Here is a 17522-nt window from a genome sequence, read left to right as displayed (position 1 = left end):
TCGCCACCATGACGCCTAGCAGCCAAGGTAACGGATGAAAGCAACGCGCCCCGGGAAGTTAAAGCGCCAGGAAGAACAAGCCAGCTTTATTAGCTGGCGTTTTGCGTTGCTGTGCGGCTGTATTTTATTGGCATTGGTCGGTTTGATGTTACGTACTGCATACCTGCAAGTGATTAACCCTGACAGACTGGTGCGTGAGGGTGATATGCGCTCGTTACGGGTACAGGAAGTGCCGACAGCCCGTGGCATGATCAGTGACCGTTCAGGTCGCCCGTTGGCGGTTAGCGTGCCGGTTAATGCGGTTTGGGCAGATCCGAAAGAGCTGACCGAGCGCGGGGGTATTACGTTAGATACTCGCTGGAAAGCGCTATCGGATGCACTGGAAATCCCACTGGATCAATTGGCGGCCCGGATTAATGCTAACCCGAAGGGACGTTTCGTTTATCTGGCGCGTCAGGTTAATCCCGCGATTGGCGACTATATCCATAAACTGAAACTCCCCGGTATCTATTTGCGCCAGGAATCACGCCGTTACTATCCGGCAGGCCAAGTGATGGCACACATTATCGGTGTGACCAACATCGATAGCCAAGGTATCGAAGGGGTTGAGAAAAGCTTTGACCGTTGGCTTACCGGGCAACCGGGTGAACGTACGGTACGTAAAGACCGCTATGGCCGTGTCATTGAGGATATCTCTTCTGTCGATAGTCAGGCAGCACATAATCTGGTGTTGAGTGTTGATGAGCGTTTACAGGCGCTGGTGTATCGCGAATTGAACAATGCGGTGGCATTCAACAAAGCAGAATCAGGCACTGCGGTGCTGGTAGATGTGAGTACCGGCGAAGTATTAGCCATGGCGAATAGCCCGTCTTATAACCCGAATAACCTGACCGGAACGCCGAAAGATGCTATGCGTAACCGGGCGATAACCGATATTTTTGAACCCGGCTCCACAGTGAAGCCCATGGTAGTGATGACGGCATTGCAGCATGGCGTTGTGAAAGAAAACAGTGTGCTGAACACCTTGCCGTACTTTGTTAACGGTCACCAGATTAAAGACGTGGCCCGTTATGCAGAACTATCTGTGACCGGGATCTTGCAGAAGTCGAGTAACGTCGGCGTTTCTAAGCTGGCGTTAGCGATGCCATCCTCAGCGTTAGTAGATACTTACTCACGGTTTGGGTTTGGGAAAGCGACCAATTTGGGGTTGGTCGGAGAAAGCAGTGGCTTATATCCTAAAAAACAACGGTGGTCTGACATAGAGAGGGCCACCTTCTCTTTCGGCTACGGGCTAATGGTAACACCGTTACAACTAGCGCGAGTCTATGCAACCATCGGCAGCATGGGGATTTATCGCCCGCTGTCGATCACTAAAGTTGACCCGCCAGTGGCCGGTGAACGCGTTTTCCCAGAACCGTTGGTTCGTACCGTGGTTCATATGATGGAAAGCGTGGCATTACCTGGCGGCGGGGGCACCAAAGCCGCCATTAAAGGCTACCGTATTGCCATTAAAACCGGTACCGCCAAGAAAGTTGGCCCGGACGGTAAATATATGGACCGATACCTCGCTTACACCGCCGGCGTAGCGCCCGCGAGTAACCCTCGATTTGCTCTGGTTGTGGTCATCAATGACCCGCAGGCAGGGAAATATTACGGTGGTGCGGTTTCTGCACCGGTGTTCGGTGCCATCATGGGCGGCGTCCTGCGTACCATGAACATTGAGCCAGATGCGTTACCCACCGGTGATAAAAGCGAATTAGTGATTAATACAAAAGAGGGTTCAGGTGGCAGATCGTAACTTGCGCGACTTACTCGCTCCTTGGGGGCTAGACGTCCCGGAGCGGGCGCTACGGGAAATGACATTAGACAGCCGTGTTGCCGCTGCCGGGGATTTGTTTGTCGCCATTGTCGGCCACCAGACGGACGGGCGTCGCTATATCCCGCAAGCCATTGCACAAGGTGTTGCGGCAGTGGTCGCTGAAGCCGATGGTGTAGCGCCGGATGCCAGTGTGGTAGAGATGCACGGCATTCCTGTTATTTATTTGCGTAATTTGAATCAACATTTATCCAAGCTGGCGGGGCAATTCTACCATCAGCCGGGTACAGCATTACGTTTGGTCGGTGTGACGGGGACCAACGGCAAAACCACCACCACCCAACTACTGGCACAATGGAGTCAGGCACTGGGGGAAACCAGCGCGGTAATGGGTACAGTTGGCAATGGTCTGTTAGGGCAAGTGATTCCGACGGAAAATACCACCGGTTCAGCGGTTGATATTCAACATTTACTGCGCAATTTGGTTGAGCAAGGGGCTACTTTTGCGGCGATGGAAGTTTCTTCCCACGGTTTGATTCAGAACCGCGTAGCCGCATTGCCGTTTGCAGCAGCAGTGTTTACTAACTTAAGCCGCGATCATCTGGATTATCACGGTAATATGGCGGGTTATGAGGCGGCAAAATGGTTGCTGTTCTCCACCCATCAATCCGAACATAAAATTATCAATGCTGATGACGAAGTCGGTCGCCGCTGGTTAGGGCAGTTGCCGCAAGCTGTTGCTGTCAGCATGGAAGACAAAGTTCCTACGGGCTGGAATGGCCCATGGTTATCGGCGAGTAACGTTGATTATCACGATAACGGTGCCAGCATCACTTTTGACTCAAGCTGGGGCGAAGGCCAATTAGAAAGCCGTCTGATGGGGGCGTTTAACGTCAGTAATCTGCTGGTGGCACTGTCAACCCTCCTTTCTCTGGGGTATCCGTTAGCACAATTATTAGCAACAGCACCAAGCCTGCAACCGGTGTGCGGGCGTATGGAAGTGTTTAACGCGCCCGGTAAGCCGACGGTGGTCGTGGATTATGCCCACACCCCGGATGCCTTGGAAAAGGCCCTGGCTGCGGCCCGCTTACACTGTAAAGGCCAGTTGTGGTGTGTGTTTGGTTGCGGTGGTGATCGTGACAAAGGTAAACGCCCACTTATGGGCGGTATCGCAGAACAACTGGCGGATCGGGTGGTCATCACCGACGATAACCCGCGCAGTGAAGAGCCGCAGGCTATCGTGGCGGATATTCTCAGTGGCTTGCTGGATGCCGGGCATGCATTGGCAATTCATGGCCGTGCTGAAGCGGTGACCAGTGCCATTATGCAAGCCAAAGAAGAAGATGTCGTGCTGGTGGCGGGTAAAGGACATGAAGATTACCAATTAGTGGGTAATCGCCGCTTGGATTATTCAGACAGAGTTACCGTCGCCCGTTTATTGGGGGTGATGGCATGATTAAGGTCTCACTGCATTTCCTGTCTACGCTGCTTAATGCTGAATATATTGGCAGTGAAAACGTCGACATCACCGAAGTGACCATTGATACCCGTAAGGTCACACCGGGGTGTTTGTTCGTGGCGCTGAAAGGCGAGCGTTTTGATGGGCATGATTTTGCAGAAGATGCTGTTGCCGCAGGTGCAGGCGCTTTGCTGGTAAGTAAACGCTTACTGGTGGGAGCCCCTCAGTTAGTGGTCAAAGACACTCGTCTGGCACTGGGGCAATTTGCTGCGTGGGTGCGTGAGCAAGTGCCTGCTCGGGTGGTGGCTTTAACCGGCTCATCCGGTAAAACCTCGGTAAAAGAAATGGTTGCCGCCATTTTGCGTCAATGCGGCAATGTGCTGTATACCGCCGGTAACTTCAATAACGATATTGGGGTGCCACTGACTTTACTGCGTTTGACGCCTGAACATGATTTTGCCGTGATTGAGTTGGGTGCTAATCATGTGGGCGAAATCGCCTACACCACGGATTTAAGCCGCCCTGAAAGTGCTTTGGTTAATAATTTAGCGGCCGCTCATCTGGAAGGTTTTGGTTCACTGGCAGGGGTGGCGAAGGCCAAAGGTGAAATTTTTGCCGGGTTGCCTGCTAACGGGACGGCAATTATTAATGCTGACAGCAATGACTGGCCGCATTGGCAGGAAATGCTGCACAACAAGCGCGTTTGGTATTTTTCACCTCGCGGCGCAGAAGATATCGATTTCTATGCCAGTGATGTGCGTATTACACCACAGGCGACACATTTTACCCTGCATTCGCCATTTGGCACTATAGCCATCGAATTACCACTGCCGGGGCGGCACAATATTGCTAACGCCTTGGCTGCAACGGCGTTAGCCATGTCGGTTGGCGCTGATTTAGCTGCCGTCCGCCAAGGGCTGGCACAATTACAAGCTGTACCGGGCCGTTTATTCCCGATTCAATTATCGGCAGGTAAATTGCTGCTCGATGACTCCTACAACGCCAACGTCGGTTCTATGACTGCCGCGGCCCAAGTGTTGGCAGATATGCCCGGCTACCGTGTGTTGGTGGTGGGGGATATGGCCGAATTGGGTGATACCGCTGTGGATTGTCATCGCCAGGTGGGTGAGGCGGCCAGACAGGCGGGAGTCGATAAAGTGCTGAGTGTTGGCACATTGAGTCAAACACTGAGTGATGCGAGCGGTAACGGCGAACATTTTCAGGATAAGAACACATTGGCAGCCCGTGTGAGTGAATTGCTGCTCGAACATCCGGTTATCACCGTCTTAATTAAAGGTTCACGTAGCGCCGCCATGGAAAATGTCGTGCGTGCGTTACAGGAGAATGCATCATGTTAGTTTGGTTGGCTGAATACTTAGTAAAATTTTACTCGGGCTTTAACGTCTTTTCCTATTTGACGTTCCGAGCGATTGTCAGTCTGTTGACGGCACTGTTTATTTCTTTGTGGATGGGGCCGCACCTGATTGCTTATTTGCAGAAATTGCAGATTGGCCAGGTAGTACGTAACGATGGGCCAGAGTCACACTTCAGTAAACGCGGCACGCCGACCATGGGCGGCCTGATGATTCTGTTCTCTATCACCATTTCAGTGCTGATGTGGGCTTACCCCTCCAATCCGTATGTCTGGTGTGTACTATTCATTCTTATCGGTTATGGCATCGTCGGCTTTATCGATGATTATCGCAAAGTAGTGCGTAAAAACACTAAAGGGTTGATCGCCCGCTGGAAGTATTTCTGGCAGTCAGTGATTGCCCTAGCTGCAGCATTCGCCATGTACAGCATCGGTAAAGACACCGCGGCTACCGAGCTGGTGGTGCCATTTTTCAAAGACGTCATGCCGCAACTGGGTTTGATGTATATCTTGCTGGCTTACTTTGTGATTGTCGGTACCAGTAACGCGGTGAACCTGACTGACGGATTAGATGGTTTGGCCATTATGCCGACCGTGTTCGTCGCCGGTGGTTTTGCCTTGGTTGCCTGGGCGACAGGTAACGTGAATTTCGCCGCATACCTGCACATTCCTTATCTACGCCATGCCGGTGAACTGGTGATTGTCTGTACCGCGATTGTGGGGGCTGGGCTGGGCTTCTTATGGTTTAACACCTATCCGGCACAGGTCTTTATGGGGGATGTCGGCTCGTTGGCCTTGGGCGGTGCGTTAGGCACCATCGCGGTGTTACTGCGCCAAGAGTTCTTATTGGTGATTATGGGCGGGGTATTCGTGGTTGAAACGCTGTCGGTGATCCTACAGGTAGGTTCCTTTAAGTTGCGTGGGCAGCGTATTTTCCGCATGGCCCCGATTCATCACCATTACGAACTTAAAGGCTGGCCAGAACCACGGGTTATCGTGCGTTTCTGGATTATCTCGCTGATGCTGGTGCTGATTGGCCTAGCGACGCTGAAGGTGCGGTAATTATGGCTGATTATCAGGGTAAAAAAGTAGTCATTATCGGGCTGGGGCTAACCGGCCTTTCCTGCGTTGATTTCTTTATGGCGCGTGGTGTTACGCCGCGTGTGATGGATACCCGTATTAATCCACCAGGCCTGGATAAATTGCCTGAAAGCGTTGAGCGCCATGTCGGTGACCTTCATCAGCAGTGGTTATTAGATGCAGATTTGATTGTGGCCAGCCCAGGCATCGCGCTGGCACATCCTGCCTTGAGTGACGCTGCCGAGGCCGGTGTCGAGATTGTCGGCGATATCGAGCTGTTCTGCCGTGAGAATCAGGCGCCTGTAGTGGCGATTACCGGCTCTAACGGTAAAAGCACGGTGACCACGCTGGTGGGCGAGATGGCTAAAGCGGCGGGCTGGCAGGTAGGCGTCGGTGGCAATATCGGTGTTCCGGCACTGACGTTATTGAAACAAGAAAACCAACTGGTAGTACTAGAGCTGTCGAGCTTCCAGTTGGAAACCACTTCAAGCTTGCATGCCAGTGCGGCCACCATCTTGAACGTAACAGAAGATCATACTGACCGTTATCCGTTCGGTTTGCAGCAATATCGCGCAGCTAAACTGCGAGTTTATGAAAACGCTAAAGTCTGTGTGGTGAATGCCGATGACGCGCTTACCATGCCGGTGCGTGGCGCTGATAGCCGCTGTATTAGCTTTGGTGTGGATGTGGGTGACTACCATCTGAATAAGCAGCAGGGAGAAATCTGGCTGCGGGTTCGGGGTGAAAAAGTCTTGAATACCCGCGAAATGAAATTGACCGGTCGCCATAACTATACCAATGCGTTGGCAGCACTGGCGCTGGCTGATGCTGTGGGGATTCCCCGCTCGTCAAGTTTGAAAGCATTGACCACCTTTACCGGTTTATCACACCGCTTCCAACTAGTGTTTGAGCACAATGGCGTGCGTTGGATTAATGACTCTAAAGCCACCAATGTTGGCAGTACGGAAGCAGCGTTGGATGGCTTGCAGGTTGACGGTACCTTGCATTTATTGTTGGGCGGCGACGGTAAATCCGCTGATTTCTCTGGGTTGACGCGTTTTCTACAAGGCGACCATATCAAAATTTACTGCTTTGGCCGTGATGGTGAGCAACTGGCTGAACTGCGCCCTGAGGTCTCTCAGCTTACCGAGACGATGGAACAGGCCATGGTACTGCTGGCGCAGAGACTGGCTCCGGGGGATATGGTGTTGCTGTCTCCTGCTTGCGCCAGTTTGGACCAATTCCGCAGTTTTGAACAACGTGGTGATGAGTTTGCTCGCCTGGCAGAGGAGTTGGGCTGATGCGCATGCCGGGGCTGGGGCTGTTTAATACCGTAAAACATTTTGTGATGGGATCGCGCGAAAGCGACACCACCAGCATGGTGCTTTACGACAGAACCTTGCTGTGGCTGACATTCGGTTTGGCGATTATCGGTTTTGTGATGGTGACATCGGCATCAATGCCGATTGGTCAGCGTCTGGCTAGTGATCCCTTCTTATTTGCCAAACGTGATGCTCTCTATCTGGCACTGGCATTGGGTTTGTCGCTAGTGACATTACGTATCCCGATGGAGGTTTGGCAGCGCTATAGCAATATTATGTTGCTGATTTCGATAGTAATGTTGCTGGTAGTGTTGGTGGTGGGTAGCTCGGTAAACGGGGCATCACGCTGGATTTCATTGGGGCCGCTGCGTATTCAGCCAGCGGAATTATCCAAGCTGTCACTGTTTTGTTATCTGGCCAGCTATCTGGTGCGTAAGGTTGAAGAGGTTCGCAGTAATTTCTGGGGCTTCTGTAAACCGATGGGGGTCATGGTTATTCTGGCGGTGTTACTGCTGGCACAGCCTGATCTAGGCACGGTGGTGGTGCTGTTTATTACCACGCTGGCGATGCTGTTTCTAGCTGGCGCGAAAATGTGGCAGTTTTTGGCGATTATCGGCTCTGGTGTGTTTGCGGTTTGTCTGCTGATTGTTGCTGAACCCTACCGTATGCGCCGTGTGACATCCTTCTGGAATCCATGGGCGGATCCGTTCGGTAGTGGTTATCAGTTAACCCAGTCGCTGATGGCTTTTGGCCGTGGTGAATTCTGGGGGCAAGGCTTAGGTAACTCAGTGCAGAAACTGGAGTATTTACCGGAAGCGCATACCGACTTTATTTTCTCGATTTTAGGCGAGGAGCTGGGGTATTTCGGTGTGGTTCTGGCACTGTTAATGGTATTCTTCGTCGCTTTTCGTGCTATGTCCATCGGCCGTCGCGCGTTGGAGATAGATCAGCGATTTTCTGGCTTTTTGGCTTGCTCAATTGGCGTCTGGTTCAGTTTTCAGGCTCTGGTTAACGTTGGGGCTGCTGCCGGAATGTTGCCGACTAAAGGGTTGACCTTACCACTGATCAGTTACGGTGGTTCGAGCTTGATTATTATGTCAACGGCAATTGTGCTGTTGCTACGCATTGATTTTGAAACACGCCTGGCAAAAGCCCAGGCGTTTGTAAGGAGTGCCCGATGAGTGGCAAGACCAAGCGTTTAATGGTGATGGCTGGTGGCACCGGGGGGCATGTCTTCCCCGGATTGGCCGTGGCACATCATCTGATGGCGCAAGGCTGGCAGGTGCGTTGGCTCGGCACCGCAGACCGAATGGAAGCGTCATTGGTACCCCAAAATGGCATTGAGATTGATTTCATCCAGATTTCTGGTCTACGCGGCAAGGGGCTAATGGCGCAACTGATGGCACCAGTGCGGATTTATCGTGCGGTGCGTCAGGCCAAGAAAATCATGCGTGACTACCAGCCGGACGTGGTGCTAGGCATGGGCGGTTATGTTTCCGGTCCCGGTGGTTTGGCGGCATGGCTGTGCGGTATTCCAGTGGTGTTGCATGAGCAAAATGGCATTGCCGGTTTGACTAATCGCTGGCTAGCCAGAATTGCCAAAAAGGTGTTACAGGCCTTCCCCGGCGCATTCCCAAATGCTGATGTGGTGGGTAATCCGGTTCGTACCGATGTTCTTGCGCTGCCATTGCCGGCGCAACGTTTGGTCGGCCGTGAAGGCCCGGTTCGTGTGTTGGTTATCGGTGGTAGCCAAGGCGCGCGGGTGCTAAATCAGACAATGCCGCAGGTTGCCGCACAGTTGGGTGAGAAAGTCACGCTGTGGCATCAGGTAGGTAAAGGCGCATTGCCAGAGGTATTACAGGCATACCAGCAAGTCGGGCAGGGCGATGATAAGCATAAAATTACTGAGTTTATCGACGATATGGCAGCCGCTTATAGTTGGGCCGATGTGGTGGTGTGCCGTTCAGGTGCGCTGACGGTCAGTGAAATTGCCGCCGCAGGTTTACCGGCGATTTTTGTGCCGTTTCAGCATAAAGACCGGCAGCAATATTGGAATGCACTGCCTCTGGAAAAGGCCGGTGCGGCCAAGATTATCGAGCAGCCGCAATTTAGCGCCGAGGCGGTCAGCAGCTTATTGGAACAGTGGGATCGAGCAACCTTACTGACTATGGCTGAACAGGCAAGGTCCGTGGCTATCCCGGACGCTACTGAGCGCGTAGCTGCTGAAGTGGTCGCGGCCAGTAAGTAATAGTAAAAATAGATAATGAACAGCAGGTAGTTAGGTTAATGCGGGCTGTGAATATGCAACAGACAAAAAAGTGAAGAGAAACGTGAATACACAACAACTGGCGAAACTACGAACTATCGTGCCCGAGATGCGTCGCGTCCGGCACATTCACTTTGTTGGCATCGGTGGTGCCGGCATGGGTGGTATCGCTGAAGTGTTGGCTAACGAAGGTTATCAGATTAGCGGTTCAGATTTGGCACCTAACCCGGTCACTCAGCATTTGGCCTCTTTGGGCGCACAAATCTATTTCCATCACCGTCCTGAAAACGTTCTGGACGCCAGTGTGGTCGTGGTTTCAACTGCAATCTCTGCGGATAATCCAGAGATAGTTGCGGCTCGCGAGGCGCGTATTCCGGTGATCCGCCGCGCAGAAATGCTGGCAGAGTTGATGCGTTTCCGTCATGGCATTGCGGTTGCAGGCACTCACGGCAAAACCACCACCACGGCGATGGTTTCCAGTATCTATGCTGAAGCCGGTCTGGATCCAACCTTTGTTAACGGCGGGTTGGTGAAAGCGGCAGGGACCCATGCTCGTCTTGGGTCCAGCCGTTACCTGATAGCAGAAGCCGATGAAAGTGATGCGTCATTTTTGCATCTGCAACCGATGGTGGCGATTGTCACCAATATCGAAGCCGACCATATGGATACTTATCAGGGCGACTTTGAGAACTTAAAACAGACGTTTATTAACTTTTTGCATAACTTGCCATTCTATGGCCGTGCGGTGATGTGTATTGACGATCCCGTGGTGCGCGAGTTGCTACCGCGAGTAGGCCGCCACATTACCACCTACGGTTTCAGTGATGATGCCGATGTGCAGATCGCCAGCTACCGGCAGGAAGGCCCACAGGGGCACTTCACGCTCAAACGCTTGGATAAGCCATTGATGACGGTGACCTTGAATGCACCGGGTCGTCATAACGCGCTGAATGCAGCGGCGGCGGTGGCTGTGGCGACAGAAGAAGGTATTGAAGACGAAGATATTCTGCGCGCGTTGGCAGGGTTCCAGGGGACTGGTCGCCGCTTTGATTTCCTCGGCAACTTCCCGCTGGCACCGGTCAATGGCAAAGAAGGCAGTGCGATGCTGGTTGATGACTACGGCCATCATCCAACTGAAGTGGATGCCACTATTAAAGCTGCGCGCGCGGGTTGGCCGGATAAGCGCATCGTGATGGTTTTCCAGCCGCACCGTTATACCCGTACCCGTGACCTGTACGACGACTTCGCCAATGTGTTATCGCAGGTTGATGTGCTACTGATGTTGGATGTGTACGCTGCCGGTGAACCGCCGATCCCTGGGGCTGATAGCCGCTCGTTGTGCCGCACCATCCGTAATCGTGGCAAGTTAGACCCAATTTTGGTTTCAGACAGTGAAACCGTGCCTGAAATTTTGGCGCAAGTGCTGAACGGCGATGACCTGATTCTGATTCAGGGCGCAGGTAACATTGGTAAAATTGCCCGTAAATTGGCTGAGCTTAAATTGCAGCCACAGATAAAAGATGAGGAACATCATGGCTGAGAAAGTCGCGGTACTGCTGGGTGGTACCTCCGCTGAACGTGAAGTGTCATTGCTATCAGGTCAGGCGGTATTAGCGGGCTTGAGAGAAGCAGGTATCGATGCCCATGGGATTGATACCCGAGACTTCCCAGTGACTCAGCTTAAAGAACAGGGCTTCGATAAGGTCTTTATCGCTTTACATGGCCGTGGTGGTGAAGATGGCACCTTGCAAGGGGTACTGGAATTCCTGCAACTGCCTTATACCGGCAGTGGCGTGATGGCGTCAGCCCTGACGATGGACAAATTACGCACCAAATTGGTGTGGCAGGCTTCAGGTCTGCCGATTTCGCCTTATGTCGCGTTGAATCATCAACAGTTTGAAACACTTTCGTCAGAGGAATTAGCGGCGGGTGTCGCTAAGCTTGGCCTGCCATTAATTGTTAAGCCAAGCCACGAAGGCTCCAGTGTTGGCATGAGTAAGGTTGATCACGTCGATCAATTGCAGAGTGCCTTGGTTGAAGCTTTCCGTCACGACAGTGATGTGCTGATAGAGCAATGGTTGAGTGGCCCGGAATACACCGTCGCGATCCTCGGTGATGATGTTTTACCATCAATCCGTATTCAGGCCCCCGGCGTGTTCTATGATTATGAAGCCAAGTATCTGTCTGACGAAACACAATATTTTTGCCCAAGCGGTTTGAGCAATGAGTTGGAGCAACAATTGGCGACGCTGGCATTGCAGGCTTATCAGGCGCTGGGTTGCAGCGGTTGGGGCCGGGTAGATGTCATGCAAGACAGTGACGGCAGTTTTTACCTGCTTGAAGTGAACACTTCACCGGGTATGACTAGCCACAGTTTAGTGCCGATGGCAGCCCGCCAGTCAGGGTTGAGTTTCTCCCAACTGGTCGCTCGAATTTTGATGTTGGCTGACTGATATGTCGCAAGCTGCCCTGAATGCGCGTGAACGTGCGGCTGAAAACAGCGTGGCCCGACGCAGTAACGGAGGCCAACTAGCAGGTCTGATTTTCCTGCTAATGGTTCTGGGTACCATGCTCTGGGGTGGGTGGGTCGTAGTGGGGTGGATGAAAGATGCCAGCCGACTGCCACTGTCAAAACTGGTGGTGACCGGTGAGCGCCATTACACCACCAATGATGATATTCGCCAGGCAATTCTGGCATTAGGCGCACCGGGTACCTTTATGACGCAGGATGTGAACATCATCCAGCAGCAGATTGAAAGGTTGCCTTGGATTCAGCAGGCCAGTGTGCGTAAACAGTGGCCGGATGAGCTGAAAATCCATCTGGTGGAGTATGTGCCTTTTGCTCGCTGGAATGATTTGCATATGGTTGATGAGCAAGGGCGGTCATTTAGTGTGCCGTCCGAGCGGGTCGGCACACAGAAATTGCCATTACTGTATGGTCCGGAAGGCAGTGAACAGGATGTCCTGGAAGGCTACCGGGCAATAAATAAGGTGTTAGCGGCCAATAAATATCAGCTAAAGATGGTGGCGATGAGCGCCAGGCATTCTTGGCAGTTGGCCTTAGATAATGATGTTCGGCTGGAGCTGGGACGGGATGACCGGATGGGGCGTTTGCAACGTTTCATCGAGTTATATCCGATGTTGCAACAGCAGCCAGATAAACGAGTCAGTTATGTTGATTTGCGATATGAGACAGGGGCTGCAATAGGTTGGGCTCCGGTATTTATCGGCAGTCAGGGTGGTGAGCCACCAATAAATGGCCAGCAGAACAGTAATCCGCAACAGAATCAGGCACAGGCAAAACAACAATGATCAAGTCGACGGACAGAAAACTGGTAGTAGGTCTTGAGATCGGCACGGCAAAGGTCTCCGCATTGGTAGGGGAAGTTCTGCCCGATGGCATGGTCAATATTATTGGGGTCGGCAGTTGCCCATCCCGTGGCATGGATAAGGGTGGGGTTAATGATCTTGAATCGGTAGTGAAATGCGTGCAGCGCGCTATCGATCAGGCTGAGTTAATGGCGGATTGCCAAATTTCATCTGTTTATTTGGCGTTATCGGGTAAACATATCAGTTGCCAGAATGAAATAGGGATGGTTCCTATTTCAGAAGAAGAAGTAACTCAGGAAGATGTAGAGAACGTAGTGCATACCGCGAAGTCGGTGCGTGTGCGTGATGAGCATCGTATCCTGCACGTTATTCCACAGGAATATGCCATCGATTATCAGGAAGGCATCAAAAATCCTGTTGGTCTGTCTGGCGTGCGGATGCAGGCTAAAGTGCACCTGATTACCTGCCATAACGATATGGCGAAGAATATTGTTAAAGCGGTGGAACGTTGTGGTCTGAAAGTGGACCAACTGATTTTCGCCGGTTTGGCAGCAAGTTATGCAGTATTGACTGAAGATGAGCGTGAGCTGGGGGTCTGTGTCGTTGATATCGGCGGTGGCACCATGGATATGGCGGTTTATACCGGTGGCGCTTTACGGCACACCAAAGTTATCCCTTACGCCGGGAACGTGGTCACCAGCGACATAGCTTATGCTTTTGGTACGCCGCCTACAGATGCGGAAGCGATTAAAGTTCGGCACGGCTGTGCGCTCGGGTCGATAGTCAGCAAGGACGAAAGTGTAGAAGTGCCAAGTGTTGGCGGACGCCCTCCCCGTAGTCTGCAAAGACAGACACTCGCTGAGGTTATAGAACCACGCTACACCGAGTTGCTGAATTTAGTTAATGACGAGATTTTACAATTGCAGGAGCAGTTGCGTCAGCAAGGCGTGAAGCATCATCTGGCAGCCGGTATCGTGCTGACTGGCGGTGCTGCACAAATTGATGGGCTGGCTGAATGCGCACAACGGGTGTTCCATGCCCAGGTTCGTATCGGTCAACCGCTCAATATCACCGGGCTGACGGATTATGCACAGGAACCTTATTACTCCACTGCTGTTGGGTTATTGCATTACGGTAAAGAATCTCATCTCAGTGGTGAGTCAGAAGTAGAAAAACGTGCCTCAGTGGGCAATTGGTTTAAACGTATCAATAGCTGGCTGAGAAAAGAGTTTTAATGTTTCAACAAAGAGATCATGCTGAACATATTTTTTGATCTCGAAGCGACAGGCACAAAACGGAGAGAAACTATGTTTGAACCTATGGAACTAACCAATGACGCGGTGATTAAAGTCATCGGCGTCGGTGGTGGCGGTGGTAATGCCGTCGAACACATGGTGCGCGAGCGCATCGAAGGTGTTGAATTCTTCGCCGTTAATACAGACGCTCAGGCGCTACGTAAGACGGCTGTTGGCCAAACCATCCAAATTGGTAGCGGTATTACCAAAGGGTTGGGTGCTGGCGCGAACCCAGAAGTGGGTCGTAATTCAGCCGAAGAAGACCGTGAAGCTCTGCGTGCAGCTCTTGAAGGCGCGGACATGGTCTTTATCGCCGCAGGTATGGGTGGTGGTACCGGTACTGGTGCTGCTCCTGTTGTTGCCGAAGTGGCAAAAGAACTGGGTATTCTGACAGTCGCCGTGGTTACCAAGCCTTTCAACTTCGAAGGCAAGAAACGCATGGCATTTGCTGAGCAGGGTATTGCTGAGTTGTCCAAGCATGTGGACTCACTGATCACTATCCCGAATGACAAATTATTGAAAGTTCTGGGGCGTGGCATCTCTTTACTGGATGCATTCGGTGCAGCGAACGACGTATTAAAAGGTGCTGTTCAGGGGATCGCCGAATTGATTACCCGCCCAGGCCTGATGAACGTTGACTTTGCCGACGTGCGCACAGTGATGTCCGAAATGGGTTATGCCATGATGGGCTCCGGTGTGGCTTGTGGTGAAGATCGTGCAGAAGAAGCAGCAGAAATGGCTATCTCCAGCCCGTTGTTGGAAGATATCGACCTGTCTGGTGCTCGTGGTGTGTTGGTTAACATCACTGCTGGTTTCGATTTACGTTTGGATGAGTTCGAAACTGTGGGTAATACTATCCGTGCATTCGCGTCCGACAATGCCACCGTTGTTATCGGTACATCGTTAGACCCGGAAATGAACGACGAACTGCGCGTAACTGTTGTTGCGACCGGTATCGGCATGGATAAACGCCCAGAAATTACGCTGGTTACCAACAAGCAGACTCAGCCTGTGATGGACCATCGTTACCAGCAGCATGGCATGTCACCTTTACCTCAGGAAGTTAAACCTGCGGCTAAAGTGGTCAATGACCCGACTGCTCAAACCAATAAAGAGCCCGATTATTTGGATATCCCGGCATTTTTGCGTAAGCAAGCCGATTAATTTTCGAATATTTGGAATCTCCGCTCTTTGTGCTAAACTGTCCCACCGATCTTGTTATAAGCTTGGTCGGTAGGATGGATAACATTGCGAGATAAAACGATGATCAAACAAAGGACTTTAAAACGTATTGTTCAGGCGACTGGCGTCGGTTTGCACACCGGTAAGAAAGTCACGCTGACAATGCGACCCGCGCCGGCTAATACCGGGGTCATCTATCGTCGCACTGACTTGAATCCACCGGTTGATTTTCCGGCAGATGCAAAATCCGTGCGTGATACCATGCTCTGTACTTGCCTGGTCAATGAGCATGACGTGCGTATTTCTACTGTTGAGCATCTCAACGCTGCTTTGGCAGGGTTAGGGATTGATAACATTATTATTGAAGTTAACGCTCCCGAAGTGCCGATTATGGACGGTAGTGCCAGTCCATTCGTGTACTTGCTGCTGGATGCCGGTATCGAAGAGTTAAACTCTGCGAAGAAATTCCTGCGTCTGAAAGAGACTGTGCGGGTTGAAGACGGTGATAAATGGGCTGAATTGTCTCCATTCAATGGATTCCGTTTAGATTTTACCATTGATTTTAATCACCCGGCGATTGACTCAAGTACTCAGCGTTACCGTCTGGATTTCTCGGCCGATTCATTCGTCCGTCAAATCAGTCGTGCGCGTACTTTTGGTTTCATGCGTGATATCGAATATTTACAGTCCCGTGGTTTGTGCCTGGGCGGTAGTTTCGATTGTGCCATTGTGGTAGATGATTACCGCGTGCTTAATGAAGATGGCTTACGCTTTGAAGATGAGTTTGTTCGTCACAAAATGCTGGACGCGATTGGCGACCTGTTTATGTGTGGCCACAATATTATTGGCGCATTTACTGCGTTCAAATCGGGTCACGCCTTAAATAACAAGTTGTTGCAGGCTGTTTTAGCTAAGCAAGAAGCTTGGGAATTTGTGACGTTCCAAGACGAAGCCGAAATGCCACTGGCATTTAAAGCTCCGTCTACAGTATTAGCTTACTAAGTACTTTTGTACCCAAACTCATTGGCATTACAGCCAGCTAACATCGCTGTAAGTTCAAGTGTGAAGGGAAAAGCTACTTATCACTTTTGGTTGCGTTGGCACTCTCTCCGGCCAACGCAGCCAATCGTTCCAATATTATCCTAAGTTTTTCAGGGCTACGGCTCGCTAATCCTCTTAATTCCTTAGCACTTTCCAGACTTAAATGACGTAATGGCGGCGATTTTTCAGGATCTTGCGCCGATTTTGCCACATCTTGCGTAATGTTATGGCCCTTGGCCATTAACGACGGATTAATCCTGATGTCGATTGAAGACAATGATGGTAGAATTTGTGCTCGTAGTGCAGAGAGCAGAGCGGGTTGTTCATAACGTAAGCGCATTAACCAGCTAGCGTTCGCAGTCTCTAGCACTAAAACACTCTGTCGATAGTTAGCGACACGGCACCACGGCTGCATTTGTGAAGGGAGCAATCCTTTTACCGCACGGTTAAGTTTTAACAGTGCAGTAGCGCGTTGTTGTACGTTATGTAGCGGTCCGTTTTCTGCTGCAATGGCATCATCGAACAGAACATCTAATAATTGTGGGCGGTTTTCACGCATTGACAAGGCTCCGGCGGATTTTAAACTTGTGATCGGTATTCTAAATCGTTGGCGACAATTTGGTAGACGTTATTTCTGGCCGCATCTCTTGTTAGGGATGGTAGCGGCGAGTCTTGGCGTGCCATCAAACCTGTCTGGCGTTCCAGATCAAACTGCAATACCGAATACATCATCAAGCCAAAGCCGTCAGAATTACGGTGTGACAAACTTTAACAGTTTGGCATTGTTGCATGATATGCATCGCCGTCCTTCATTCAGCGTAGACTACTGGCAACAGCATGCACTGCGCACGGTTATTCGTCACCTCTCATTTGCGTTGGCACCTCAGGTCGCTTATGCGCGGGTGCAAGAAGTTACAGCAGTCGAGCAAGCTCAGCCATCACAAATTCAGCAGCTTGCACTGTTGGATACCCTCAATGCGCTGTTGACACATGAGTTTAAGCCACCGGCTATCATTCGTTACACCGAGCAAGTTAAGCGGCCTGTTCTTTCGTTACACAAACCTGGACTCTGGCTTGCACAAGTGCAAGGCATCCGTGCCGGGCCTCCTATCCTATACCTTAAATAATTCGAGTTGCAGGAAGGCGGCAAGCGAGAGACAAATAGGTCCGGAACCGATTTGAACAGCATTTATGCTAGCCCGTAGGGTGAACCTCATTAATCTCGATGAGCTTACATAAGTAAGTGATTCGGGTGATTGAATGTAGCCAACGCACATGCAGCTTGAAGTATGACGGGTATAAGCTAATTATTCTCTTGGTTTACCTCAATTTTATACAACCTTTGGCCGCCGGTTTGGT

The 17522-nt window shown here is 51.3% G+C and carries 15 protein-coding genes; 14 read left to right on the top strand and 1 reads right to left on the bottom strand.

Annotated elements, in window-relative coordinates:
* The first annotated feature begins 34 nt into the window (after positions 1 to 34).
* The 13 genes from A6J66_013010 to lpxC all read left to right on the top strand — a co-directional run bounded on the left by A6J66_013010 (position 35) and on the right by lpxC (position 16124).
* Positions 35 to 1798 carry a peptidoglycan glycosyltransferase FtsI gene (locus A6J66_013010; protein PNM25023.1) on the top strand — a complete coding sequence of 588 codons (1764 nt, stop codon included), beginning with the start codon at positions 35 to 37 and terminating at the stop codon, positions 1796 to 1798.
* Position 1799: 1 nt separating this feature from the next.
* Positions 1800 to 3272 carry a UDP-N-acetylmuramoyl-L-alanyl-D-glutamate--2,6-diaminopimelate ligase gene (locus A6J66_013005; protein PNM27002.1) on the top strand — a complete coding sequence of 491 codons (1473 nt, stop codon included), beginning with the start codon at positions 1800 to 1802 and terminating at the stop codon, positions 3270 to 3272.
* Positions 3269 to 4633, top strand: coding sequence for a UDP-N-acetylmuramoyl-tripeptide--D-alanyl-D-alanine ligase (locus A6J66_013000; GenBank protein PNM25022.1), 1365 nt, complete (start codon positions 3269 to 3271; stop codon positions 4631 to 4633). The genes A6J66_013005 and A6J66_013000 overlap by 4 nt, the downstream gene beginning before the upstream one ends.
* Positions 4627 to 5709, top strand: a complete 1083-nt coding sequence (locus A6J66_012995; protein ID PNM25021.1) for a phospho-N-acetylmuramoyl-pentapeptide-transferase — start codon at positions 4627 to 4629, stop codon at positions 5707 to 5709. The genes A6J66_013000 and A6J66_012995 overlap by 7 nt, the downstream gene beginning before the upstream one ends.
* Positions 5710 to 5711: 2 nt before the next feature.
* Positions 5712 to 7028, top strand: a complete 1317-nt coding sequence (locus A6J66_012990) for a UDP-N-acetylmuramoyl-L-alanine--D-glutamate ligase (GenBank protein ID PNM25020.1) — start codon at positions 5712 to 5714, stop codon at positions 7026 to 7028.
* Entirely contained in the window at positions 7028 to 8230 is a 1203-nt protein-coding gene (locus A6J66_012985; protein ID PNM25019.1) for a cell division protein FtsW, read from the top strand. The genes A6J66_012990 and A6J66_012985 overlap by 1 nt, the downstream gene beginning before the upstream one ends.
* A complete protein-coding gene (murG, locus tag A6J66_012980) occupies positions 8227 to 9297 on the top strand; it encodes an undecaprenyldiphospho-muramoylpentapeptide beta-N-acetylglucosaminyltransferase (GenBank protein PNM25018.1) in 1071 nt (356 codons plus the stop codon). The genes A6J66_012985 and murG overlap by 4 nt, the downstream gene beginning before the upstream one ends.
* Before the next feature lie 82 nt (positions 9298 to 9379).
* Positions 9380 to 10855 carry a UDP-N-acetylmuramate--L-alanine ligase gene (locus A6J66_012975; protein PNM25017.1) on the top strand — a complete coding sequence of 492 codons (1476 nt, stop codon included), beginning with the start codon at positions 9380 to 9382 and terminating at the stop codon, positions 10853 to 10855.
* Entirely contained in the window at positions 10848 to 11768 is a 921-nt protein-coding gene (gene ddl / locus A6J66_012970) for a D-alanine--D-alanine ligase (protein ID PNM25016.1), read from the top strand. The genes A6J66_012975 and ddl overlap by 8 nt, the downstream gene beginning before the upstream one ends.
* 1 nt (position 11769) lies before the next feature.
* Complete coding sequence (locus A6J66_012965) at positions 11770 to 12627, top strand: cell division protein FtsQ (GenBank protein ID PNM25015.1); 858 nt, start codon at positions 11770 to 11772, stop codon at positions 12625 to 12627.
* A complete protein-coding gene (locus A6J66_012960) occupies positions 12624 to 13880 on the top strand; it encodes a cell division protein FtsA (GenBank protein ID PNM25014.1) in 1257 nt (418 codons plus the stop codon). The genes A6J66_012965 and A6J66_012960 overlap by 4 nt, the downstream gene beginning before the upstream one ends.
* Before the next feature lie 72 nt (positions 13881 to 13952).
* The gene (gene ftsZ / locus A6J66_012955) at positions 13953 to 15104 is read left to right on the top strand and encodes a cell division protein FtsZ (GenBank protein PNM25013.1); all 1152 of its coding nucleotides are present in this window, start codon (positions 13953 to 13955) and stop codon (positions 15102 to 15104) included.
* A gap of 99 nt (positions 15105 to 15203) precedes the next feature.
* Complete coding sequence (lpxC, locus tag A6J66_012950; GenBank protein ID PNM25012.1) at positions 15204 to 16124, top strand: UDP-3-O-acyl-N-acetylglucosamine deacetylase; 921 nt, start codon at positions 15204 to 15206, stop codon at positions 16122 to 16124.
* Between the two features lie 73 nt (positions 16125 to 16197).
* On the opposite strand, the gene A6J66_012945 is transcribed toward lpxC, so the two are convergent.
* On the bottom strand, positions 16198 to 16728 hold the full coding sequence (locus tag A6J66_012945) for a DUF721 domain-containing protein (protein ID PNM25011.1): 531 nt from the start codon (positions 16726 to 16728) through the stop codon (positions 16198 to 16200).
* 22 nt (positions 16729 to 16750) lie between these two features.
* Between A6J66_012945 and A6J66_012940 the strand changes: the two genes are divergently transcribed.
* Entirely contained in the window at positions 16751 to 17290 is a 540-nt protein-coding gene (locus tag A6J66_012940; GenBank protein ID PNM25010.1) for a secA regulator SecM, read from the top strand.
* Positions 17291 to 17522: the final 232 nt, after the last annotated feature.

It is taken from the genome of Yersinia enterocolitica (assembly GCA_002082245.2).
GTDB classification, from domain to species: domain Bacteria; phylum Pseudomonadota; class Gammaproteobacteria; order Enterobacterales; family Enterobacteriaceae; genus Yersinia; species Yersinia enterocolitica_E.
The sequence above is the reverse complement of the archived record's forward strand: the minus strand, read 5'-3'. Positions and strand labels throughout refer to the sequence as shown.